General features: G+C 69.1%; 19 protein-coding genes. 7 read left to right on the top strand and 12 right to left on the bottom strand.

The genetic code is table 11. The annotated features are described in order from the left end of the window. From F9K34_RS09420 to F9K34_RS09390, 7 genes are all read right to left on the bottom strand, one after another. A partial coding sequence (locus F9K34_RS09420; protein ID WP_291336705.1) for a holin family protein occupies positions 1–419 on the bottom strand: 419 nt, incomplete at its 3' end. Beyond that, positions 410–1,021, bottom strand: coding sequence for a holin-associated N-acetylmuramidase (locus F9K34_RS09415; RefSeq protein ID WP_291336704.1), 612 nt, complete (start codon positions 1,019–1,021; stop codon positions 410–412). The genes F9K34_RS09420 and F9K34_RS09415, both read right to left, overlap by 10 nt. A 41-nt stretch (positions 1,022–1,062) precedes the next feature. Then, positions 1,063–1,530 carry a cytochrome c maturation protein CcmE gene (gene ccmE, locus F9K34_RS09410; protein ID WP_291336703.1) on the bottom strand — a complete coding sequence of 156 codons (468 nt, stop codon included), beginning with the start codon at positions 1,528–1,530 and terminating at the stop codon, positions 1,063–1,065. A gap of 121 nt (positions 1,531–1,651) precedes the next feature. Next, positions 1,652–2,188 carry an RNA 2',3'-cyclic phosphodiesterase gene (gene thpR, locus F9K34_RS09405; protein ID WP_291336702.1) on the bottom strand — a complete coding sequence of 179 codons (537 nt, stop codon included), beginning with the start codon at positions 2,186–2,188 and terminating at the stop codon, positions 1,652–1,654. Positions 2,189–2,195: 7 nt separating this feature from the next. Continuing rightward, a complete protein-coding gene (locus F9K34_RS09400) occupies positions 2,196–3,008 on the bottom strand; it encodes a glutamate racemase (RefSeq protein WP_291336701.1) in 813 nt (270 codons plus the stop codon). Positions 3,009–3,046: 38 nt separating this feature from the next. Then, complete coding sequence (locus F9K34_RS09395; RefSeq protein WP_291336700.1) at positions 3,047–3,919, bottom strand: lysophospholipid acyltransferase family protein; 873 nt, start codon at positions 3,917–3,919, stop codon at positions 3,047–3,049. 73 nt (positions 3,920–3,992) lie between these two features. After that, entirely contained in the window at positions 3,993–7,406 is a 3,414-nt protein-coding gene (locus F9K34_RS09390; protein WP_291336699.1) for an indolepyruvate ferredoxin oxidoreductase family protein, read from the bottom strand. 174 nt (positions 7,407–7,580) lie between these two features. Here F9K34_RS09390 and F9K34_RS09385 point away from each other — a divergent pair, with 174 nt between their 5' ends. From F9K34_RS09385 to grxD, 4 genes are all read left to right on the top strand, one after another. Beyond that, on the top strand, positions 7,581–8,486 hold the full coding sequence (locus tag F9K34_RS09385) for a LysR family transcriptional regulator (RefSeq protein ID WP_291336698.1): 906 nt from the start codon (positions 7,581–7,583) through the stop codon (positions 8,484–8,486). 372 nt (positions 8,487–8,858) lie between these two features. Next, positions 8,859–11,018, top strand: coding sequence for a phosphoribosylformylglycinamidine synthase subunit PurL (gene purL, locus F9K34_RS09380; protein WP_291336697.1), 2,160 nt, complete (start codon positions 8,859–8,861; stop codon positions 11,016–11,018). A gap of 117 nt (positions 11,019–11,135) precedes the next feature. Further along, positions 11,136–11,372, top strand: coding sequence for a BolA/IbaG family iron-sulfur metabolism protein (locus F9K34_RS09375; protein WP_291336696.1), 237 nt, complete (start codon positions 11,136–11,138; stop codon positions 11,370–11,372). Positions 11,373–11,378: 6 nt separating this feature from the next. Next, positions 11,379–11,741: a Grx4 family monothiol glutaredoxin gene (grxD, locus tag F9K34_RS09370; protein ID WP_291336695.1), complete on the top strand. Its 363-nt coding sequence runs from the start codon at positions 11,379–11,381 to the stop codon at positions 11,739–11,741. 33 nt (positions 11,742–11,774) lie between these two features. Here grxD and F9K34_RS09365 read toward each other — a convergent pair whose 3' ends face one another. Both F9K34_RS09365 and F9K34_RS09360 read right to left on the bottom strand, forming a co-directional pair. Beyond that, positions 11,775–12,158 (bottom strand): cell division protein ZapA, encoded by a 384-nt coding sequence (locus F9K34_RS09365; RefSeq protein ID WP_291336694.1) that lies wholly within the window; start codon positions 12,156–12,158, stop codon positions 11,775–11,777. Beyond that, complete coding sequence (locus tag F9K34_RS09360; protein ID WP_291336693.1) at positions 12,158–12,649, bottom strand: hypothetical protein; 492 nt, start codon at positions 12,647–12,649, stop codon at positions 12,158–12,160. The genes F9K34_RS09365 and F9K34_RS09360 overlap by 1 nt, the downstream gene beginning before the upstream one ends. 255 nt (positions 12,650–12,904) lie before the next feature. On the opposite strand from F9K34_RS09360, the gene tkt reads away from it, so the two are divergent. After that, positions 12,905–14,923, top strand: a complete 2,019-nt coding sequence (gene tkt / locus F9K34_RS09355; RefSeq protein ID WP_291336706.1) for a transketolase — start codon at positions 12,905–12,907, stop codon at positions 14,921–14,923. Between the two features lie 6 nt (positions 14,924–14,929). On the opposite strand, the gene F9K34_RS09350 is transcribed toward tkt, so the two are convergent. Further along, positions 14,930–15,361, bottom strand: coding sequence for a DUF2267 domain-containing protein (locus F9K34_RS09350; RefSeq protein ID WP_291336692.1), 432 nt, complete (start codon positions 15,359–15,361; stop codon positions 14,930–14,932). 140 nt (positions 15,362–15,501) lie between these two features. Here F9K34_RS09350 and F9K34_RS09345 point away from each other — a divergent pair, with 140 nt between their 5' ends. Next, positions 15,502–16,053, top strand: coding sequence for an HPF/RaiA family ribosome-associated protein (locus F9K34_RS09345; RefSeq protein ID WP_291336691.1), 552 nt, complete (start codon positions 15,502–15,504; stop codon positions 16,051–16,053). Between the two features lie 16 nt (positions 16,054–16,069). Here the strand turns inward: F9K34_RS09345 and F9K34_RS09340 are convergent, their stop codons facing one another. Beyond that, positions 16,070–17,476 (bottom strand): mannose-1-phosphate guanylyltransferase/mannose-6-phosphate isomerase, encoded by a 1,407-nt coding sequence (locus F9K34_RS09340; RefSeq protein WP_291336690.1) that lies wholly within the window; start codon positions 17,474–17,476, stop codon positions 16,070–16,072. 39 nt (positions 17,477–17,515) lie between these two features. Next, a complete protein-coding gene (locus F9K34_RS09335) occupies positions 17,516–18,769 on the bottom strand; it encodes an arylsulfotransferase family protein (RefSeq protein ID WP_291336689.1) in 1,254 nt (417 codons plus the stop codon). Between the two features lie 370 nt (positions 18,770–19,139). Here F9K34_RS09335 and F9K34_RS09330 point away from each other — a divergent pair. Continuing rightward, positions 19,140–20,323: phosphomannomutase (locus F9K34_RS09330; RefSeq protein WP_291336688.1), on the top strand; the 1,184-nt coding region annotated here is incomplete at its 3' end.

The raw sequence follows: 20,323 nt of genomic DNA, 5'->3' as shown, positions 1-20,323 counted from the left end.
GGGGACGGCCTCGCGGGCCTCGGGCGGACACGCAGGTAATGCGCCTCGCGCGCGCCGAAGTAGAAGCCGACGACCGCCGCCAGGAGCCACCAGAGCGGCTCGGGCACCGCGTCGAGCCCGACCATGCGGCGGGCGAAGCCCTCCGGGTCCACCATGGCGTGGGCGAAAAGCCCTAGGGTGCCGAAGGCGAGCAAGGGGCGCGGCAGGCGGTTCAGGCCGTTGACCAACCGGTCGAAGCCGCCGTCGCGGGCATACTGGAACTCCGCCCCATGCTCCGCGAGCGCCTTCAGGTAGGCCTCCTCGGCGGCCTCCATCCGCTTCGTCGCGTTCGGCGTGAAGACCTCGGCGACCGTCGTCGCAGCCTCGCCGAGGGCGGCGGTGGCGGCCGGCGCGCCGAGAATGCGGGAGATCAGGCCCATGCCGCGGTCCTCGCCCGGTGCTCGGCCTCGCCGAGGTGGAAGCGCGGCGAGATGAACTCCTCGGCCCGCAGGATCCAGCCGCCCTTGCCGCCGTCGCGGCGGCGGGCGTACTTGCGGCTGGCCGGGCGGGCATCGGCGAGCGCGTAATAGTAGTTGCGCCGGGCGATGCCGTAGGCGTCGGCGAGAAGGCCGGCATCGGGAACGGCGGCGCGATGGGCGGCAGCGGCCGTCACCGGGCCGATCGCGCCGTCCACCACGAGATCGCCGCCCATCTCGTTCAGGAGGTGCTGGAGGACCTTCACGGCGTTTCCGCCCGCGTTCACGTACATGTCGAAGACCGAAGGCTGCAGCACCTCGGGCAGGTCGGCGATGCGCGGGCGGCGGAAATAGTGCTCGACGAAGATCCGCTCCGCCTCGGCCCGGTCCAGCCGCCGCACGTCGGCCTCGTCCACCCGCCCGTCGCCGGTGAGGTCGAGCCCGAGCCGGCGCAGCGTGCCGAGCGTCACGCCGTGGTTCGTCGCCCCGCCGGGATCGTCGGGGTCGTTCACGAAGCCGCCCTCGCGGGCGACGATCTCTTTCGCGATGTCGTGGACGCTGCGCATGGGCCTTCCCCCTTTCGGGAGGGAAGGCTCCCCGGATCGGGTTAATTCGTCATGGGGGCAGCGTCCGCCGCCTTGGGATCGACATACATTCCCTGATCCTTCAGGGCGTCGATCACTTCCTTGGGCATGTAGGTCTCGTCGTGCTTGGCGAGGATCTCGGTCGCCTCGAAGGTGCCATCCACCAGCTTGCCGGTGGCCACCACGCCCTCGCCCTCGCCGAAGAGGTCGGGCAGCACGCCCTCGTAGCGCACCGGGATCGCGGCGCCGCCGTCGGTCACGCTGAAGGTGATCGCCGCCCCCTGCCCGCGCACGAGGCTCCCCTCCTCGACGAGCCCGCCGATACGGAAGGTCTCGTTCGGCCCGGGCGCCTTCTCGCTCACCTCGGTGGGGGAGCGAAAGTACTGCAGCGCATCGGGCGCGGCGTAGTAGAAGGCACCGAAGCTCGCCGCCATGGCGACGGCCGCCAGCACAATGACCTGGATGCGGCGCTGTTTCTTGAGACCCTTCATCGGGATGTCCTCGCGGCTTGCCCGGGCCGGGGCCGGGCATTTTCCTGCTAGATGGGCGAGAGGGGGCGAAGATGCAACTTCTATCTGCCCGGCGCGCCGACTTGCGGCTTGAGGCGGAAGGTCACGCCAGGGGATAGTCGGCGAGCGGCTCGTGGACCGCGCCCTTCGCGGTCAGGTGCGAGCGGTAGAGCACGACCTCCGTCACCGGAAACGGGGCGGAGCCGAAGCCGACGTGGCGCGCGAGGAAGCGGCCGAGCGCGGGATCGCCACTCTCGCCCGGGCGGAAGCGGGCAAGCGTGACATGCGGGCGGAAGCGCTCGCGGTCGGGCATCAGGCCCGCGCCGTGAAGCAGGCTCCTGACCTTCCGGTGAAGCGCGGCAAGCGGCTCGGACGGCGCGACGGCGGCGAAGAGCGCCTTTGCCTCGCGCCCGCCGAAGGTGCCGAGCCCGTCGAGCCGGACCGGGAAGGGCGCGGCGCGCAAGGCTTCGAGCGCCTCGTGCGCCGCCTCGATCCGCTCCACCGGCTCCTCGCCGAGAAAGGCGAGAGTGACGTGAAAGGTATCCGCGTCGGAATGCCGTCCGACCGGCAGCTCCGCCTGCAACGCCTCGAGCCGGTCGCGGATGTCCTCGGGCACCGGGATCGCGACGAAGGCGCGCATCGCCGCCTCAGGCCGCCTCGAAGCGGATCTGCCGGCGGAGGAACTGCGTCGCCTTCGAGGACACCCGCGCCGGATCGCCGGTGGTGAGGAAGCGCGACGCCGTGCCCGGCCCGAGGAACTCCGGCCGGCGGGCAAGGTAGTCCTTGAGGCTCGGCGCGACGAGCTCGGCCTGCGAATAGACCTTCACCCCGGGTCCGAGCGCCTCCTGGAAGACCCGCTGCATCAAGGGGTAATGGGTGCAGCCGAGCATCGCCGCCTGCGGATGCGGCATCCGCCGCTTCAGCGCCTCGACGTGGCCCTTCACCAGCGCCTCGGCGAGGATCTCGTCGCCCTCCTCGATCGCGTCGACGACGCCGCCGCAGGGCTGGGCCTCCACGTCGACGCCGATGGCGCGGAAGGCGAGCTCGCGCTGGAAGGCGCGGGAGGCGACGGTCGCCGGCGTGGCGAAGAGCGCCACATGCTTCACCTCGACCTCGCGCGGGGGGGAGTTGTCGCCCCATTGCCGCTCGGTCAGCGCCTCGATCAAAGGCACGAAGACACCGAGGACGCGCTTGTCGGCCGGCACCCAGGTCTCCTGCATCCGCTTCAGCGCCACGGCCGAGGCGGTGTTGCAGGCGAGAACGACGAGGTCGCAGCCCTCGTCCCAGAGCCGCTCCACCCCCGCGCAGGTGAGCTGGAAGATGTCGTCGGCATCGCGCACCCCGTAGGGCGCATGCGCGTTGTCGCCGAGATAGACGAAAGGCACTTCGGGCATCGCACGCGCCACGGCCTCGTAGACCGTGAGCCCGCCGAGACCCGAATCGAAAATGCCGACAGCCATCCGCGCCTCCTGCCGCGCGTGCCGGGGCAGGAGGCCCCTCAGGCGCGGTATTTTTCTTCGAATTCAAGGCCGTATTCGTAGGACATAAGCGGCCTCGGGCTCAAGTCATACGTCGCGCGGCGGAGGAAATCCATCATCTGTTTCGAATCCGACCCGAAGGCCCGGAGCCTCGCGCGGGGGACGGGCTCGCCGACGACGATGCGCACGGGCTCTCCCACCCGGGCGCGGAATTCATTGATCAGGAGGCCGAGCCGTAATGTGTAGTGCAGATGGCTCGCCAGCTGGAAAAGCCGGGAATTCTGGCCCTCGAAGAAGACCGGCACCACCGTCGCCTCCGACCGCGCGATCATCTTGGCGGTGAAGTTGCGCCAGACCGGATCCATCGGCCGGCCGAAGGGCCGTGCCGCGGTGGCCACGCCGCCGCCGGGGAAGATGCCGATGGCGCCGCCTGCCCCGAGGTAGCGCAGCGCTTCGGCCCGGACCGCAATGTTCTCGCGCACCGCCTCCGTCGTCTCGTCGAAGTTGATCGGCAGGATGACGCGGTCCAGCACCTCCGCCTTGCGGAAGATGCGGTGTGCAATGATGCGGAAGTCGTCCCTGAGCCGCGACAGGACATGACCCATCATCAGCCCGTCGAGGATGCCGAAGGGGTGGTTGGCGACCAGCACGAGGGGTCCGTTGGCCGGAATGCTGGCGAGGCTCCCGGCCACCACATCGAGGCTGAGCCCGTAGCGCCCGACGATCACGCTCCAGAAGTCGCGCCCGGCGGCGACCTCGGCCTCGTAACCCTGCGCCCGCCGGATCAGGCCGAGCCGGCCGGTGGCGTTCTCCAGCACGCGCACGACCGCCCGTCCGCCCCTGGTCTTCGCCGACGAGGCGTAGGAGATCTCCCGCGCGACGGCCTTCCGCATGATCCGCTCTCCCCCGGCCATGGGTTCCTCTGGCAGGGAAGTGTCGCGGACCTGCGTGACGCTGGCATGACGCCTACTCCGCCGCCGCCCGTTCCGGGGTGCCGCCCGCGCGGATTACCGCCAGCAGTTCCTCGCGCCGTTTCGCAGCCTGCCGCTGCGACGCCTCCTTCACCGGGCCGAAGCCGCGGATGTCGAGAGGCAGCCGGGCCAGCGCCTGAACGGCATCGCCGGTGGCGGGCGTCACCTTCAGCAGGACCTCCGCCATGTCGGCCTCGTATTCGGCGATCAGGGCGCGCTCCATCCGCCGCTCGGCGGCGCGGCCGAAGGGGTCGAAGGCGGTGCCGCGCAGGCGCTTCATCGCGGCAAGGAGCCGGAAGGCGCGGAACATCCAGGGCCCGTACTCGCGCTTCACCGGCCGTCCGTTCGGCCCCATCCGCGAGAGGATCGGCGGCGCGAGGTGCACCGACATGCGGAAATCGCCGCCGAACTCGGCCCGCGCCTTCTCGGCCGTCTCGAGGTGCAGCCGTGCGACCTCGTATTCGTCTTTGTAGGCCAGGAGCTTGTGGTAGCCCTCGGCCACGGCCGCGCGCAGGTCCTCGGGAGCGGCCGCGACGAGGCGCCGGTAACGGTCGGCATAGGCGGCATCCTGATAGGCTTCGAGATGGCGGGCGCGGAAGTCGATCTTTTCCTGCAAGGTCAGAGGGGTTGCGGCCGTTTCCTCACAGGCCTTCGCCGCCGCCTCCGGATGCTCGACGGCCCAGCGGCCGAGATCGAAGGCGCGCAGGTTGCCCTTGACGGCCGCGCCGTTGAGCTCGATCGCGGCCCGGATCGCATCGAGCGAGAGCGGCACGAGACCCCGCTGCCAGGCTGCCCCGAGAACCAGCATGTTGGAATAGATCGAGTCGCCCATCAGCCGGCGGGAAAGCTCGGTTGCGTCGAGGAAGCTCACCCGCTCCCGCAGCCGCGCTTCAAGAGAGAGCCGCAAGGCCCCGGATGGCAGGCGGAATTCCCGGTCGCGGGTGAAGGCGCCGGTAATGATCTCGTGGCTGTTTACCACCGCGCCCGTCCGCCCCGTCGTCATCAGGCCGAGCGTCTTGGCCCCCCCGGTGACGACCAGGTCGCCGCCGATCACGCAATCGGCCTCGCCGACCGCGACGCGGATCGCGCTGATGTCCTCGGGCCGGTTGGCGAGGCGCAGGTGGATATGCACCGCGCCGCCCTTCTGGGCGAGCCCGGCCATCTCCATCATCCCCGCGCCCTTGCCGTCGATCTGCGCGGCCTGCGCCAGCACCGCGCCCACGGTGACGACGCCGGTCCCGCCGACGCCGGTGATCAGCACGTTGAACGTGCCGTCGATCCCCGGCAGCGAGGGTTCCGGCAGCGACGGCAGGTCGAATTCCGCCGCGCCGGCCTTCGTCACGGTCGCGCCCGCGAGCGACACGAAGGAAGGGCAGAACCCGTCGAGGCAGGAGAAGTCCTTGTTGCACGACGACTGGTCGATCGCCCGCTTGCGGCCAAGCTCGGTCTCCACCGGCACGATCGAGACGCAGTTCGACTGCACCCCGCAGTCGCCGCATCCCTCGCAGATGTCGGTGTTGATGAAGACCCGCCGGTCGGGGTCGGGAAACTGCCCGCGTTTCCTACGCCGGCGCTTCTCGGCGGCGCAGGTCTGGATGTAGAGGATGATCGACACGCCATTGATTTCGCGGAACTTCTTCTGGATGGCCTCCATCTCGTGCCGCTCGTGGAACTGGAGCCCGGCGGGGAAGTGGCTCCGCTCCGGCTCCTCCTTCGCGTCATAGACGACGGCGATATGCCGAACCCCCATCGCCTGGACCTCGCGGGCGATGCGATCGGCGGTCAGCCCGCCCTCGTTCCTCTGCCCGCCGGTCATCGCCACGGCGTCGTTGAAGAGGATCTTGTAGGTGATGCTGGTGCCGGCCGCGAGGGCGGCACGGATCGCGAGGATGCCCGAATGATTGTAGGTTCCGTCGCCGAGGTTCTGGAAGACATGCGGGGTTTTCGAGAACGGCGCCTCGCCGACCCAGTTCGCGCCCTCGCCGCCCATCTGGGTGAAGCCCTGCGTCCGCCGGTCCATCCACTGCACCATGTAGTGACAGCCGATCCCGGCATAGGCACGGCTGCCTTCCGGCACCTTGGTCGAGGTGTTGTGCGGGCAGCCCGAGCAATAGTAGGGCAGCCGCGCCGCGATCTCGGGGGCGTTGTCGGCCTTCTTGGCCTCGCGCACCGCCTGAAGCCCGGCGCGGATGCCGTCGGTGCCGCGCCCTTCCTCGATCAGGATCTCGCCGAGCTTCTCGGCGATCCAGGCCGGGTCGAGCGCGTAGCGGGTCGGGAAAAGCTCCTCCCGGTGCATCCCGCCCGCGCCGCCCTTGTACCAGCCATAGACGCGGCGGCCGCGGCGGTCGTCGAAGATCGCCTCCTTGATCTGCACCTCGATGAGCTTGCGCTTTTCCTCGACGACCACGATCAGGTCCAGCCCCTCGGCCCAGTCGTGGAAACCCCTCATGTCGAGGGGGAAGGTCTGGCCGATCTTGTAGGTCGTGAGCCCCAGCCGCTCGGCCTCCGGCTCGTCGATGCCGAGGAGCGACAGCGCGTGGACGAGGTCGAGCCAGTTCTTTCCCGCCGCGACGAAACCCACCTTCGCGCCCGGCTTGCCCCAGACGCGGCGGTCCATGCGGTTGGCGTGGGAAAATGCCTCGGCCGCAAAGCGCTTGTGGTCGATCATCCGCGCTTCCTGCGCCACCGGCGTATCCTGAAGCCGGATGTTGAGCCCGCCCGGCGGCATCCGGAACTCCGGCGCCGCGAAGGCCATGCGGAACGGATCGCCGTTGACGACCGCCGTCGCCTCCACCGTGTCCTTCATGGTCTTGAGGCCCACCCAGACCCCGGCGAAGCGGGAAAGCGCCCAGCCGTAGAGCCCGTAGTCGAGAATTTCCTGGACGCCGGCGGGGCTGATCACCGGGATATAGGCATCGACCATCGCCCAGTCCGACTGATGGAGCACCGTGGAGCTTTCGCCGGTATGGTCGTCGCCCATCGCCATCAGGACACCGCCATGCGCCGAGGTGCCGGCCATGTTCGCGTGCCGCATCACGTCGCCCGACCGGTCCACCCCGGGACCCTTGCCGTACCAGAGCGCGAAGACGCCGTCGAACTTCCCCTCGCCCCGCACCTCGGCCTGCTGGCTCCCCCAGATGGCGGTGGCCGCAAGATCCTCGTTCAGCCCCGGCTGGAAGCGGATGTCGTTCGCCTCCAGGAGCGCGCGCGACTTCGCCATGTTCAGATCGACGCCGCCGAGGGGCGAACCGCGATAGCCGGTGACATAGCCCGCGGTATTCAGCCCTGCCGCCCGGTCGCGGGCCTTCTGCATCAGCATCAGCCGCACGAGTGCCTGCGTGCCGTTCAACAGGATCGGCGACTTCGACAGGTCGAAGCGGTCGGCGAGTGAAATCTCAGGTATGCCCATTTCGCCCTCCCCGCGCTCAGAGCCAGGCCAGTATAGGTCAAATTAGTTGACCTACAAAGCGCTGAATCTTTGATCGGACGGCAAAAAACTTTCTGCACCGCAACACAGTTCTGTTTCCTTGGAGCGCGAAATTCCGTAATAACGCACGTCAGCCTTTTGTGTGAAAGTAACCCCATGGACTGGGACAAGCTCAGGATATTTCACGCCGTCGCCGATGCCGGCAGCCTCACCCATGCGGGAGAGGCGCTGCACCTGTCGCAGTCGGCGGTCAGCAGGCAGATCCGCGCGCTCGAGGAAAGCCTCGGCACGACCCTCTTCCACCGCCACGCGCGGGGGCTGATTCTCACCGAACAGGGGGAGCTTCTCTTCGACGCCACCTCGTCGATGAACCGCCGGCTGGAGACCGCCGCCGCCCGCATCCGCGACAGCGAAGAGGAGGTCTTCGGCGAGCTGCGCGTCACGACGACGACCGGCTTCGGCACGCTCTGGCTCGCGCCGCGCCTCGGCAAGCTCTACGACAAGTATCCCGATCTCAAGATCGACCTGATGCTCGAGGAACGCGTGCTCGACCTGCCGATGCGCGAGGCCGACGTGGCGATCCGGATGAAGGAACCGAGCCAGGCCGACCTGATCCGTCGCCGGCTGATGAACATAAGGATGTGCCTTTACGCCACGCCCGACTACCTCGACCGCGCGGGGCGGCCGGCAGGGGTAGAGGACCTCTCGCACCACCGGCTGATTAGCCAGAACCCGACCACGCCGCAGGTGGCCGCGGGCGCCGCGCTCGTCGAAAGCCTGCTGGCCAACGACATCCGGTCCACCCTGACCGTGAACAACTACTACGGCGTGCTGCAGGGCGTGGTCTACAACCTCGGGATCGGCGTCCTGCCGGACTACCTGACCGAGGATTTCCCGACGCTCGAACGGGTTCTTCCGGGCGTGGAGTCGAGCGAAGTCCCAGTGTTCCTCGCCTACCCCGAGGAACTGCGCCACTCCAAGCGGGTCGCGGCCTTCCGTGACTTCGTCATGGAAGAGATCATCGCCTACCGCAAGCGGCGCGTCGACGACGCCGGGCAGTGAGCGAAACAACCGCCGGTTGCCGTGAGGCATGTTTGCAACGCATATCGGCCATGTTGCACCTGCGGCATGATTTCCCTTGCGCGCTTCGCATGCCGCCCATAAATCGGGCTTGAAGGCGCCGGTTGAGGCAACTCGCGGCTCCTTCTACCTCCCTGTTGGACTTGGGCCGAGCTTTGTCTCGGCCTTTTTTTTGCCTCTCCCCAAACGGGCGCGGAAGGTGCCTGGCCCAAGCCCCACGGACGCGGCCGCTCCGGATGCGGGGCGCCCGCGCCGCGGCGCCGAAATATTCCCGGCCGCCGCCTGCCGGGGGCCTTTCCTCCGCCCCCCCTTGCCCCTAAAAGACGCCGCATCCGCGATGCCCCGGGGGACGAGATGCAGGAACCAGCGATCACCGAGGACCTGATTGCCACGCACGGGCTGAAGCCCGACGAATACCAGCGCATCCTTCAGATTATCGGCCGGGTTCCGACCTTCACCGAACTTGGCATCTTCTCGGCCATGTGGAACGAGCATTGTTCCTACAAGTCGTCGAAGAAATGGCTGCGCACCCTGCCCACCACGGGGCCGCAGGTGATCTGCGGGCCGGGCGAGAATGCGGGCGTCGTCGACATCGGCGACAACCAGGCCGTTATCTTCAAGATGGAAAGCCACAACCACCCCTCCTATATCGAGCCGCACCAGGGGGCCGCGACCGGCGTCGGCGGCATCCTGCGCGACGTCTTCACCATGGGCGCGCGGCCGATCGCGGCGATGGATTCGCTGTCGTTCGGCCTGCCCGACCACCCAAAGACCGCGCATCTGGTGAAGGGCGTGGTCGAGGGCGTCGGCAGCTACGGCAACTGCTTCGGCGTCCCCAATGTCGGGGGCGAGGTCCGGTTTCACAAAAGCTACAACGGCAACTGTCTTGTGAACGCCTTCGCGGCGGGTCTCGCCGATGCCGACAAGATCTTCTACTCCGCCGCCTCGGGCGTCGGCATGCCCGTGGTCTATCTCGGCGCGAAGACCGGCCGCGACGGGGTCGGCGGCGCGACGATGGCGAGCGCGGAATTCGACGACACGATCGAGGAAAAGCGCCCGACGGTGCAGGTGGGCGACCCCTTCACCGAAAAGTGCCTCTTGGAGGCCTGCCTCGAGCTCATGGCCTCCGACTCGGTGATTTCCATTCAGGACATGGGCGCGGCCGGCCTGACCTGCTCGGCGGTGGAGATGGGCGACAAGGGCGGCCTCGGCATCCGGCTCAACCTCGACCGGGTGCCGCAGCGCGAGGCGCACATGTCCGCCTACGAGATGATGCTCTCGGAAAGCCAGGAGCGGATGCTCATGGTGCTGAAGCCGGAACGCGAAGCGGTCGCGCGGGCGATCTTCGAGAAATGGGACCTCGACTTCGCCATCGTCGGCGAAACCATCGCCGAGGACCGCTTCCTGATCCTGCACGGGAATGAGATCAAGGCCGACCTTCCCCTGTCGAAACTTTCCTCCAGCGCGCCGGAATACGACCGCCCCTGGGTGCCGACCCCGGCCCCTGCCCCCTTGAAGAACACGCCTCAGATCGACCCGATCGAAGGGCTGAAGGCGCTGATCGGTTCGCCCAACCACGCGCACAAGTCCTGGGTCTGGGAGCAGTATGACAGCCAGGTGGGCGCCGACACGATCCGCACGCCGGGCCTCGGCGCGGGCGTGGTGCGGGTCCACGGCTCGGGCAAGGCGCTCGCCTTCACCTCGGACGTGACGCCGCGCTACGTGAAGGCCAACCCGGTCGAGGGCGGCAAGCAGGCGGTGGCGGAGGCCTGGCGCAACCTGACCGCCGTGGGCGCCCTGCCGCTTGCCGCGACCGACAACCTCAATTTCGGCAACCCCGAAAAGCCCGAGATCATGGGCCAGTTCGTCGGCGCCATCAAAGGCATAGGCGAGGCCTGCCGGGCGCTCGACATGCCGATCGTCTCGGGCAACGTCTCGCTCTACAACGAGACCGACGGCAAGGGCATCCTGCCGACGCCGACCATCGCCGCCGTCGGGCTGCTGACATCGCTCGACGAGCTGATCGCGGGCCGGCCCGCCGAGGGCGACCTCGCCGTGGTCATCGGCGAAACCAGGGGCCATCTCGGCCAGTCCGCGCTTCTGGCCGAGGCCTTCGGCCGCGAGGAAGGCGATGCGCCGCCCGTCGACCTCGCCGCCGAAAAGCGGAACGGAGATTTCCTGCGCGCCAGCCGCAAGCTGATCCGCGCCGCCACCGACCTTTCCGACGGCGGCCTCGCGCTCGCCGCCTTCGAGATGGCCGAGGCCGCGGGACTCGGGGCCAGGATCGACGCGGGCGAGACGGCGTTCCTCTTCGGCGAGGATCAGGCGCGCTATCTTGTCGCGGTGCGGCAGGCCGATCTCGCGGTCCTGACGGCGGCGGCGCAGGCGGCGGGTGTGCCCCTGGCGCTGGTCGGCCAGTTCGGCGGCGACCGGATCGCCTTCTGCGCATCGTCCGCGCCGCTCGCGGAGCTCTCGCACCTCTACCGTACCGCCTTCGAATCGGCGCTCTTCTGACCGGCGGCTTTCGCCGTGGGCGGGATACTCCCGCCGGAGGCGACACGGGTCGCCTCCGGCGCCACCTTGCGGCGCCTCGCGGCGGGGCTTACATTCGGGCCAAGACAGGAGAGCCCCATGCCGATCACCGCCGAAGAGATTGAAATCCTTATCCGCGAAAGCTTCCCGAAGGCGCGGATCGAGGTCCAGGGCGACGACGGCGCACATTTCGCGGCCTTTGTGGAAGACGAAAGCTTCCGCGGACTGAACCGCGTTCAACAGCAGCGCGCGGTCTACGCCGCGCTGAAAGACAAGATGGAGGGGTCGCAGGGCGAACTGCATGCGCTCGCGCTCACCACCAAGGCACCGGAGTGACCAGACATGACCACCGCAATTGACCAGATCCGCGACACCGTGACGACGAACGATGTCGTTCTCTACATGAAGGGGACGAAGACGATGCCGCAGTGCGGCTTCTCCAGCCGCATCGCCGGCGTCCTCAACTTCATGGGCGTGGACTATGTCGACGTCAACGTCCTCGCCGACGCCGAGATCCGCCAGGGCATAAAGGACTTCTCCGACTGGCCGACGATCCCGCAGCTCTACGTCAAGGGCGAGTTCGTCGGCGGCTGCGACATCGTCACCGAAATGACCCTGTCGGGGGAGCTTGACCAGCTCTTCGACGCGAAGGGCGTCGTCTATAACAAGGATGCGGCCGACCAGATCCGCGCCGCGAACAGCTGAGCGTCCCGACCTCGGCGGGCACGCTCCGCCCCGTCACGCGCCCGCGCGCTCCTCGATGCGCGCGGCGAGCGCCTCCGCCCGCGCCGCGATCTCGGCGAAGCTGTCGGTGACGATCCGCGGGATCACCGGAACCTCCACCCGCTCGGGGTTCGCGCGCGCGTTCGTCGCGACACGCTCGGCGACGACGGCGCGTTCCTCGGCGGCGCGCAGCTGGTCCTCCAGCCCCGCGGTCTTGTCGGCCAGCATCAGCCCCGCCATCAGGAGCATCCGCGCCTCGGGCATCCGGCCGATCTGGCCGACAAGCACCTCGGCCTCGGCATCGAGCATCCGTGCGGCGGCGCGCAGGAAATGCTCCTCGCCGTCCTGGCAGGCGACCTCGAACTGGCGTCCGCCGATTGTGATCAGGACTTCCGGCATCAGGCCACCTCTCCGATCAGCGGTTTCAGCTCCGCCAGGATCTCGTCCATCTCAGCGATCTCCGCGGCGCGCTGCGCCCTGAGCGCGTCGAGCTCGCCCATCAGCGACCGGTTGATCAGCGCGGGCTCCACCACCCCGGCCGCCGCGGCCGTGGTCAGCGCGCGGTTGGTCTCGGTCAGATCGTCGCCCAGCTGCTTCAGCCGCCGGATCTCCGCATCCGCCGCGTCGATCTGCGCCGTCAGCCGCTCCACCTTCTTCTCGAGCGCGCCGACCATCGTCTCCTGCTTTTCCTTGATCGCGCGCACCCGCTCGGTGAGCTGCGCGTTGGCCGCGCGCTCGGCCTCGAGTTCCTCGGTCAGCCGCGTGATCTCGCCCTCGTCGCGTGCGGCGGGTGCCGTCTCTGCCGGCGCCGCGCCCAGAACCTCGACCCCCGCCTCGATCCGCGCGAGCGCGGCTGAGATGCGGCGTTCCAACTCGGCAATGTCGCTCATGTCCTCAAGCCCCCGGCCCTTGGCGGGCCTCGTTTGAATTCCGTCGCCCGGGGGAGCCTTTTCGTCCGCTTGCCGCGAATCGCCAATGCCCCCGCCTGCGCCGAGTTTAGACCAAAGCAAATGCCGATTTCTCCCCCTTTCGGACCAAGCCCTTAGCCCGCGCGCTTGAACTCGCGCACGAGGCTGCTATCAAGCGGCCGACTTCCCCTGCGGGCAGATCGCCCGTCCCCTTCGCCCCAGATGAGGATCGCCCCCGTGGACATCGCCACCCTTCGCGAAAAGCACGCCCAGCACTGGATGAACGCCTGCGCGATCCGCGCCTTGGCGATGGATGCGGTGCAGGCCGCCAATTCCGGCCACCCGGGCATGCCGATGGGAATGGCCGACGTGGCGACCGTGCTCTTCTCGAAACACCTGAAGTTCGACGCGGCGGCGCCGAAATGGGCCGACCGCGACCGCTTCATCCTCTCGGCCGGCCACGGCTCCATGCTGATCTACGCGCTGCTCTACCTGACCGGCTACGAGGACGTGACGCTCGACCAGATCCGGAACTTCCGCCAGTGGGGCGCGATCACCGCCGGCCATCCGGAATACGGCCATGTCTCGGGCGTCGAGACGACGACCGGCCCCCTTGGCCAGGGCCTCTCGAATGCCGTCGGCTTCGCCATCGCCGAGGAGTCGATGCGCGCCCGCTTCGGCCGCAAGGTCGTGGACCACCGCACCTGGGTCATCGCCGGCGACGGCTGCCTGATGGAAGGCATCAGCCAGGAGGCGATCGGCCTTGCCGGGATGCAGAAGCTCAACCGGCTCATCGTCCTTTGGGACAACAACAACATCTCCATCGACGGCAAGATCGGCCTCTCCGACATCACCGACCAGCGCGCCCGCTTCGCGGCCTCGGGCTGGACGGTGCTGGCCTGCGACGGCCACGACCCCGACGACATCGACCGCGCGCTGACCGCGGCGAAGACCTCCGACCGCCCGGTACTCGTCGACTGCAAGACCCATATCGGCTTCGGCAGCCCGAAGAAGCAGGACACCGCCGGCGCCCATGGCTCGCCCCTCGGCCCCGACGAGATCAGGGCGACGAAGGACATCTACGGCTGGCCGCACGCCGCCTTCGAGATTCCCGCCGAGGTCCTGAAGGCCTGGCGTGCCGTCGGCAGGCAGGGCGCCGCCGGGCGCAAGGACTGGGAAGCACGACTCGCCGCCCTGCCCGCCGCCCGGCGGGCGGAGTTCGAGCGGCAGATGGCCGGAGGTGCGCCGAAGAGACTCGCGGCCACCATCCGCGCGCTGAAGAAACAGAACTCGGACCTGAAGCCCAAGGTCGCCACCCGCAAGGCCTCGGAGCTTGTCCTTGAGGTCGTCAACCCGGTGATGCCGGAAACCATCGGCGGCTCGGCCGACCTCACCGGCTCCAACAACACCAAGACCGGCGACCTCGGCATCTTCAACCCGGAGAACCGCAAGGGCCGCTACATCCACTTCGGCATCCGTGAACACGGGATGGCCGCGGCGATGAACGGCATGGCGCTGCATGGCGGTGTCAGGCCCTACGGCGGCACGTTCCTCTGCTTCACCGACTACGCGCGGGGCGCGATGCGGCTTTCGGCGCTGATGGGGGTGCCCGCCGTCTATGTCATGACCCACGATTCCATCGGCCTCGGCGAGGACGGCCCGACCCACCAGCCGGTCGAACACCTCGCCATCTGCCGCGCGACGCCGAACAGCTGGACCTTCCGCCCCGCCGACCTGATCGAGACGGCGGAAGCCTGGGAACTCGCGCTGACCTCCGACCGCACGCCCTCGGTGCTGGCGCTCAGCCGCCAGAACCTGCCGACGGTGCGCACGCTGCACACGGCGCGGAACCTCACGGCGCAGGGGGCCTACGTGCTGCGCGAGGCGGAGGGCAGGCGGCAGGCGATCCTCCTGGCCAGCGGTTCCGAGGTGGAGATCGCGCTCAAGGCGCGCGACCTCTTGCAGGCAGAGGGCATCGGCACCCGCGTCGTCTCGGTGCCCTGCATGGAGCTGTTCGCCGCCCAGCCGGAGGAATACCGCCGCAAGGTCCTCCCCGCCGGCCCGGTGCGCGTGGCGGTCGAGGCCGCGGTACGCCAGCCCTGGGACCGCTGGCTTCTGGGCGAGCGCGGGCGCGATGCGAGAGCCGCCTTCGTCGGCATGGAGGGCTTCGGCGCCTCCGCCCCGGCCGAACGGCTCTACGCGGAATTCGGCATCACCGCCGAGGCGGTCGCGGCCAAGGCGAAGGCGCTTCTTTGAGCGCCCTCACCCGACGCCGAAGAGCGCGCGGATCTCCTTCGTGAAGGCCTCGCGCACGTCCTTCATCTCGCCGGCGGTGACATGGCTGTCCAGAAGGTCGATGATCGCGCGCACGACATGGTCCACCTGGCCGAGCGGCTCGGCCCCGTAGGCGGCCTGCACGGCGGCGACGAAGTCCTTAGCGTGGCGCATCCGCGCCGGGTTCTTCGCGCTGTTCCAGCCCTCGTAGTAGATGCCCCGGATCAGCGTCGGCAACTGCGCCCCGAGGTCGGCCGCCTCGTTCACGGTGAGGTGATCGCGCACCGTGTGCAGGACGGCCCGCAGCACGCGGTAGCTGCGCTGCTTGTCGTTCCAGCCCATCCGGGCGTCCACCTCGTTGATCCAGAGATTCGCGGCCTGCACCGCCTCGTCGATGATTCTCAGTCCGAACGCGCTCATCGCGGCCTCCTTCGGCTGGTTCGTGTCACCCGATCACAGGGACCTTGATACCGCACGCACGGGCGCCGACGCTGACCTCGGTCAATGCGCCCGCCTCTCCGCCCCGGCGATGATCGGGAGGCACGGAAACGGAGGAAGCAATGCAGACCGAACCGCAGATCGTCTTTCACGGGATGGACGCCTCGCCCGCGGTGACGGGCGAAATCCACGCAAGGATCGGCAAGCTCGAACAGGTGTTCGACCGGATCACCTCGTTGCGGGTGGTGGTCGAGAAGCGTATGGCGCGGGGGCACAAGGGGCACCTCTACCAGGTGGCGGTCGATGCCGAGGTGCCGGGCGGCATGATCGTGGTCAACCGCAAGCCCGGCGACCTCGGCGCGCACGAGGACCTGCACGACGCCATCCGCGACGCCTTCGACGCCGCTCGCCGTCAGCTCGAGGACCATGTGCGCAAGACGAAGGGCGTCCACGTCAAGACCCATCCCGAACGCCACCACGGCCGGGTCACCCAGGTCTTTGCCGACGCCGGCTACGGCTTCGCCCGCACCGCCGGCGGCATCGAGGCCTATTTCCAGCGCGACAGCCTGACCGGCGCGGACTGGGACAAGGTCGCGGTCGGCGACGAGGTCGAGTTCAGCCTGATGGAGGGCGACAAGGGCCCCTTCGCCGTCAACGTCACCCGCCGGGCCTGACGCCGTCCGGCGGGCCTCAGGTGCGGCCGAACTCGTCCTCGATCCGCTCGATGTCGTCCTCCTCGAGGTAGCTGCCCGTCTGCACCTCGACGATCTCGACCGGGATTCGGCCGGGGTTGGCCAGCCGGTGAATCTCGCCCAAGGGGATATAGACGCTCTCGTTCTCGTGCAGGATGCGCTTCTCGGCGCCGATCGTGACCTCGGCCGTGCCCCGCACCACGACCCAGTGTTCGGCGCGGTGGTGGTGCTTTTGCAGGCTGAGCTTCGCCCCCGGCTTCACCACGATCCGCTTCACGCGGAAACGGTCGCCGAGATCCATCGTCTGGTACCAGCCCCAGGGCCGGTGGTTCTTCAGATGCTCCACCGCCTCCGGCCGTCCCCTTTCCTTCAAGGTGCCGACGAGCGCCTTGACCTCCTGCGCCCGCTCGCGCGGGGCGACGAGGATCGCGTCCGGCGTCTCGACGATGGCGAGGTTCTCGACCCCGAGCGCGCAGACCAGCCGGTCCTCGGAATGGATCAGGTTGCCGGTCGCCTCCAGCGCGATGGCGTCGCCGCGCACGGCATTGTCCGCCGCGTCGCGGTCCGAAGCGGCCCAGACCGCGTTCCAGTCGCCCACGTCCGACCAGCGGAAGGCAGCCGGTACCACGACGGCGGCGTCGGTCTTTTCCATGAAGGCGTGATCGAACGAGATCGGCTTGACCCGGGTGAAGGCCTCGCCCGGGACGAGCATCCCGAGGTCGGGCTTCATCGCGGCCACCGCGTCGCGGACGAGGCGCACCGCCTCCGGCTCGACCTGGGCGAGCGCGTCGAGGAGCCAGCCGGCGCGGAAGCAGAACATCCCCGCGTTCCAGAGGCAGCCGTCCGCTATCAGCCGGTGGGCCTTCTCCTCGTCGGGCTTCTCGACGAAGCGCAAAACCTTGACCGCGCCCGCCGTGCCCTTCACCGCGGGCTTGATGTAGCCGTAGCCCGTGGCCGGTTCGGTGGGCGTGACGCCGATGACCGCGATCCCCTTCCCGGCCACGGCCTCGGCGGCGGTGCGGATCGCGGCGCGGAACGCCTCGCCCTCGCGGATCAGGTGGTCGGAGGGCATCACCGCCAGCACCGCGTCGGGGTCGTCCGCGGCGGCGATGGCCGCGGCCAGAGCGACCGCCGCCATCGTGTCGCGCCGCGCCGGCTCGATGACGATGCGCGCGTCGGGCGCCACCGCCTGCACCTGCTCGCGGATCGTGAAGCGCACCGCGTGGGCGCCGATGACCATGGCCGGGCCGAAGCCCTCGCCCGTCGCCCGGCGCAGGGTCATCTGCAACAGCGTCTCCTCGCCGACGATGGGCAGGAGCTGCTTGGCCATGCCCTCGCGCGACACCGGCCAGAGCCGGGTTCCGGTTCCGCCGCACAGGACCACCGGGATGATCGTCTTGGTCATCTGCCTCTCACTCCTCGTTTCCGTCCCCGCCGGCGGGCGTCACTTCGCGCATTTCGGCACTTCGGTCAGGTAGCCCGGCTCCAGATGCTCCGAGTAGAGCACGAGCGCATTGTAGCCCTCGTTCAGGATGTTGTTGTACTCGCGCACGATCCGCCCATCCGGTGTCGCCTCGATGACGCGGCCCTGGATGGTCGAGGTGATCATCCAGTTGCCGTTCGGCAGGTGCTCGTGCTTGCCCATGATGAAGCTGTCGAAGCTCACGTCCGTCCCGGCGAAGAGATCGCGGCTGGCCCCGGTCCTCGGATCGACGGCGATGATCTGCGACCGGGACCGGTCGGTATTGTTGGAGAAGATGGAGATCGTGCCATCCGCCTGGAAATCCGGGTCATGCTGGTCGCGCCAGGGACCATAGGCGATCCACTTCACCTCGCCTGTCCGGCGGCCGATGACCGCAACGGCCTGGATGTTGCGCAGCGACACCAGCAGGTCGCCGGCCTCGAACCCGGGGAAGGCCGCAGCCATCTCGGGCAGCAACTCCTCCAGGTCGTTGGGGTGGAAGATGTCCTTCTGCTCCCCCGGCTGGCTCTCGCGGTTGTAGCGGTAGCCCTCCGGGATCGTCAGCTTCAGCCGGTTTTCCGGCGTCTTTTCCGTGACATCGTCGATGATGTTGATGCTCTCGACGATCTCGCCCGTCATCGGGTCGAAGCGGATCATGTCCTGATCCTCGCCGCCATACCAATTGTCCGTGGCCCAGGTCCAGTAACCGTCCACCCCGCGTTCCAGCGAATGGTGGTAGATCCGGTCCGTCTTCGACCAGATCGGGTCACCGCAGGCGTCGAGCCGCGCCATGCCCGGCGCGTCGTCCCAGACGACGAGCACGGAGCCGTCGGGCAGGACCGTCGCGATATGGGCGAACTCGCTCGCCATGCCGTCCGGGTTGATCCTGCTGTAATCGATCGGAAAGGCGTTCATGACCGCGCCGCTCTCGTCGAGGAGTTCGAAGACATAGCCGGCCGTCGGCGGGTCGTAGCGGTTGATCACCCAGAGCCCCGGCGCCACCGCGGCGGCATCGTGGACGGTGTGGACCTCGTCCGGCACCTCGGGCTTGCGCCGGGCATAGGTGTCGGCAGGCAGGAAATAGCCCGTCGCGCGCCAGGACCGCCAGGCCGTCTGCACGTCCGACAGCTTCTCCCAGGGCCACCAGCTCTTGTGCGTCGTCCACATGCCCGCGATGTAGGAGGTCATCGCCGCCAGAAACATCGCGGCGACAATCGGAATGCTTCTGGCGCTCATGCGTCATCCCTGAAATCTGCGGCGGAGCCGGCCTGCCGGACCGCGCCCCCGAACGGTGCCGAGCATAGGCAAGCCGGCGGCCATAGGCGACCCCTTCCGGCATTTCCGGCGGGATTGCGGGGCGTGGGGAAACAGTTCAGTCGCTCGCGCACATTGCGTCCCGTTCATCCGAAATCGCCGCCGCAGGCGGTGCCCCCGGCCGCGGCCCGATCCGGCGCGGCCCCGCCCCCCGGCGACCGCACCAGGACCGAGCCTAGACGCGAACCGGGGGCGCGATCAATTCCGCAGCGCGGCGGGCCTTGCCCGTCTCGACATCTGCGGCCGTTCTGTCACAATCGCCGCGGCTAAGGAATTGACAAGGCAGGCGAAGATGGCACCGAAATTCGGCACGAGCGGGCTGCGCGGACTGGTCACGGAGCTCTCCGACGGGCTCTGCGCCGGCTACACGCGTGCCTTTCTCGCGGCGGTGCCGCACCGCGGCCGTCTCTTCCTCGGGCGCGACCTGCGCGCTTCCTCGCCCCGGATCGCCGCAGCCGTCGCCGCCGCCGCCGCCGAGGCGGGGGTCGCCGTCGCGGACTGCGGCGAGCTTCCGACCCCCGCGCTCGCGCTTGCCGCGATGCGGGCGGGTGCGCCCTCCGTCATGGTCACCGGAAGCCACATCCCGGCCGACCGCAACGGGCTGAAGTTCTACACCGCGACCGGAGAGATCACCAAGGCCGACGAGGCGGCCATCCTCGCCGCCTATGCCGGCGACCGCGCCGCGCCCTCGGCCCGGGCCGAGCCCGAGCCCTCGGCCATGTCCGCCTACCGCGCGCGCTATGTCGCGGCCTTCGGGCCCTCTGCGCTCCGCGGCCTGCGCGTCGGCCTCTGGCAGCACTCCTCGGTCGCGCGCGACCTGCTCGCGGGCCTTCTCGCCGACCTCGGCGCCGAGGTCCTGCCGCTCGGCCGGTCGGAGGTCTTCGTGCCGGTCGATACCGAGGCGGTGGACGGCGCGACGCGGGCGCGGCTCGCCGCCTGGGCGGCCGATGAGCGGCTTGACGCCCTTGTCTCCACCGACGGCGACGCCGACCGCCCGCTGGTCGCGGACGAAACCGGCGCGGTGGTGCCCGGCGACGTGATCGGCACGCTGACCGCGCTCGCGCTCGGCGCGGACACGGTGGTCACCCCGGTCTCCTCCAACACGATGATCGAGGCCTCGGGCCGCTTCGCCCGCGTCCTGCGGACGAAGATCGGCTCGCCCTACGTCATCGCCGGGATGGAGGCGGCAATGACCGGACCGGCCCCCCGCACCGTGGGATTCGAGGCCAACGGTGGTTTCCTCCTCGGCTTTGCCGCCGCGGGGCCCGCCGGGCCGCTGCCGCCGCTGATGACGCGCGACGCGGTGCTGCCGATCCTCGCGCCCCTGTCCGACGCCGTGCGCCAGGGGTGCCGCCTCTCGGCCCTCGTCGCGATCGTCGCCGCAGGGCTCGCCGTCGTGGGGGCGGTGCGCGGGCAACTCGGCTGGTACGCCTTCCTCGGCACCGGGGCGTACCTCGCCGTCGCGCTGGGGGGCCG

The sequence above is a fragment of the Albidovulum sp. genome (assembly GCF_008933605.1).
In the GTDB taxonomy this organism is placed as follows: domain Bacteria; phylum Pseudomonadota; class Alphaproteobacteria; order Rhodobacterales; family Rhodobacteraceae; genus Albidovulum.
Note: the sequence above shows the minus strand (reverse complement) of the source record. Positions and strands in the feature narration are given on the sequence as shown.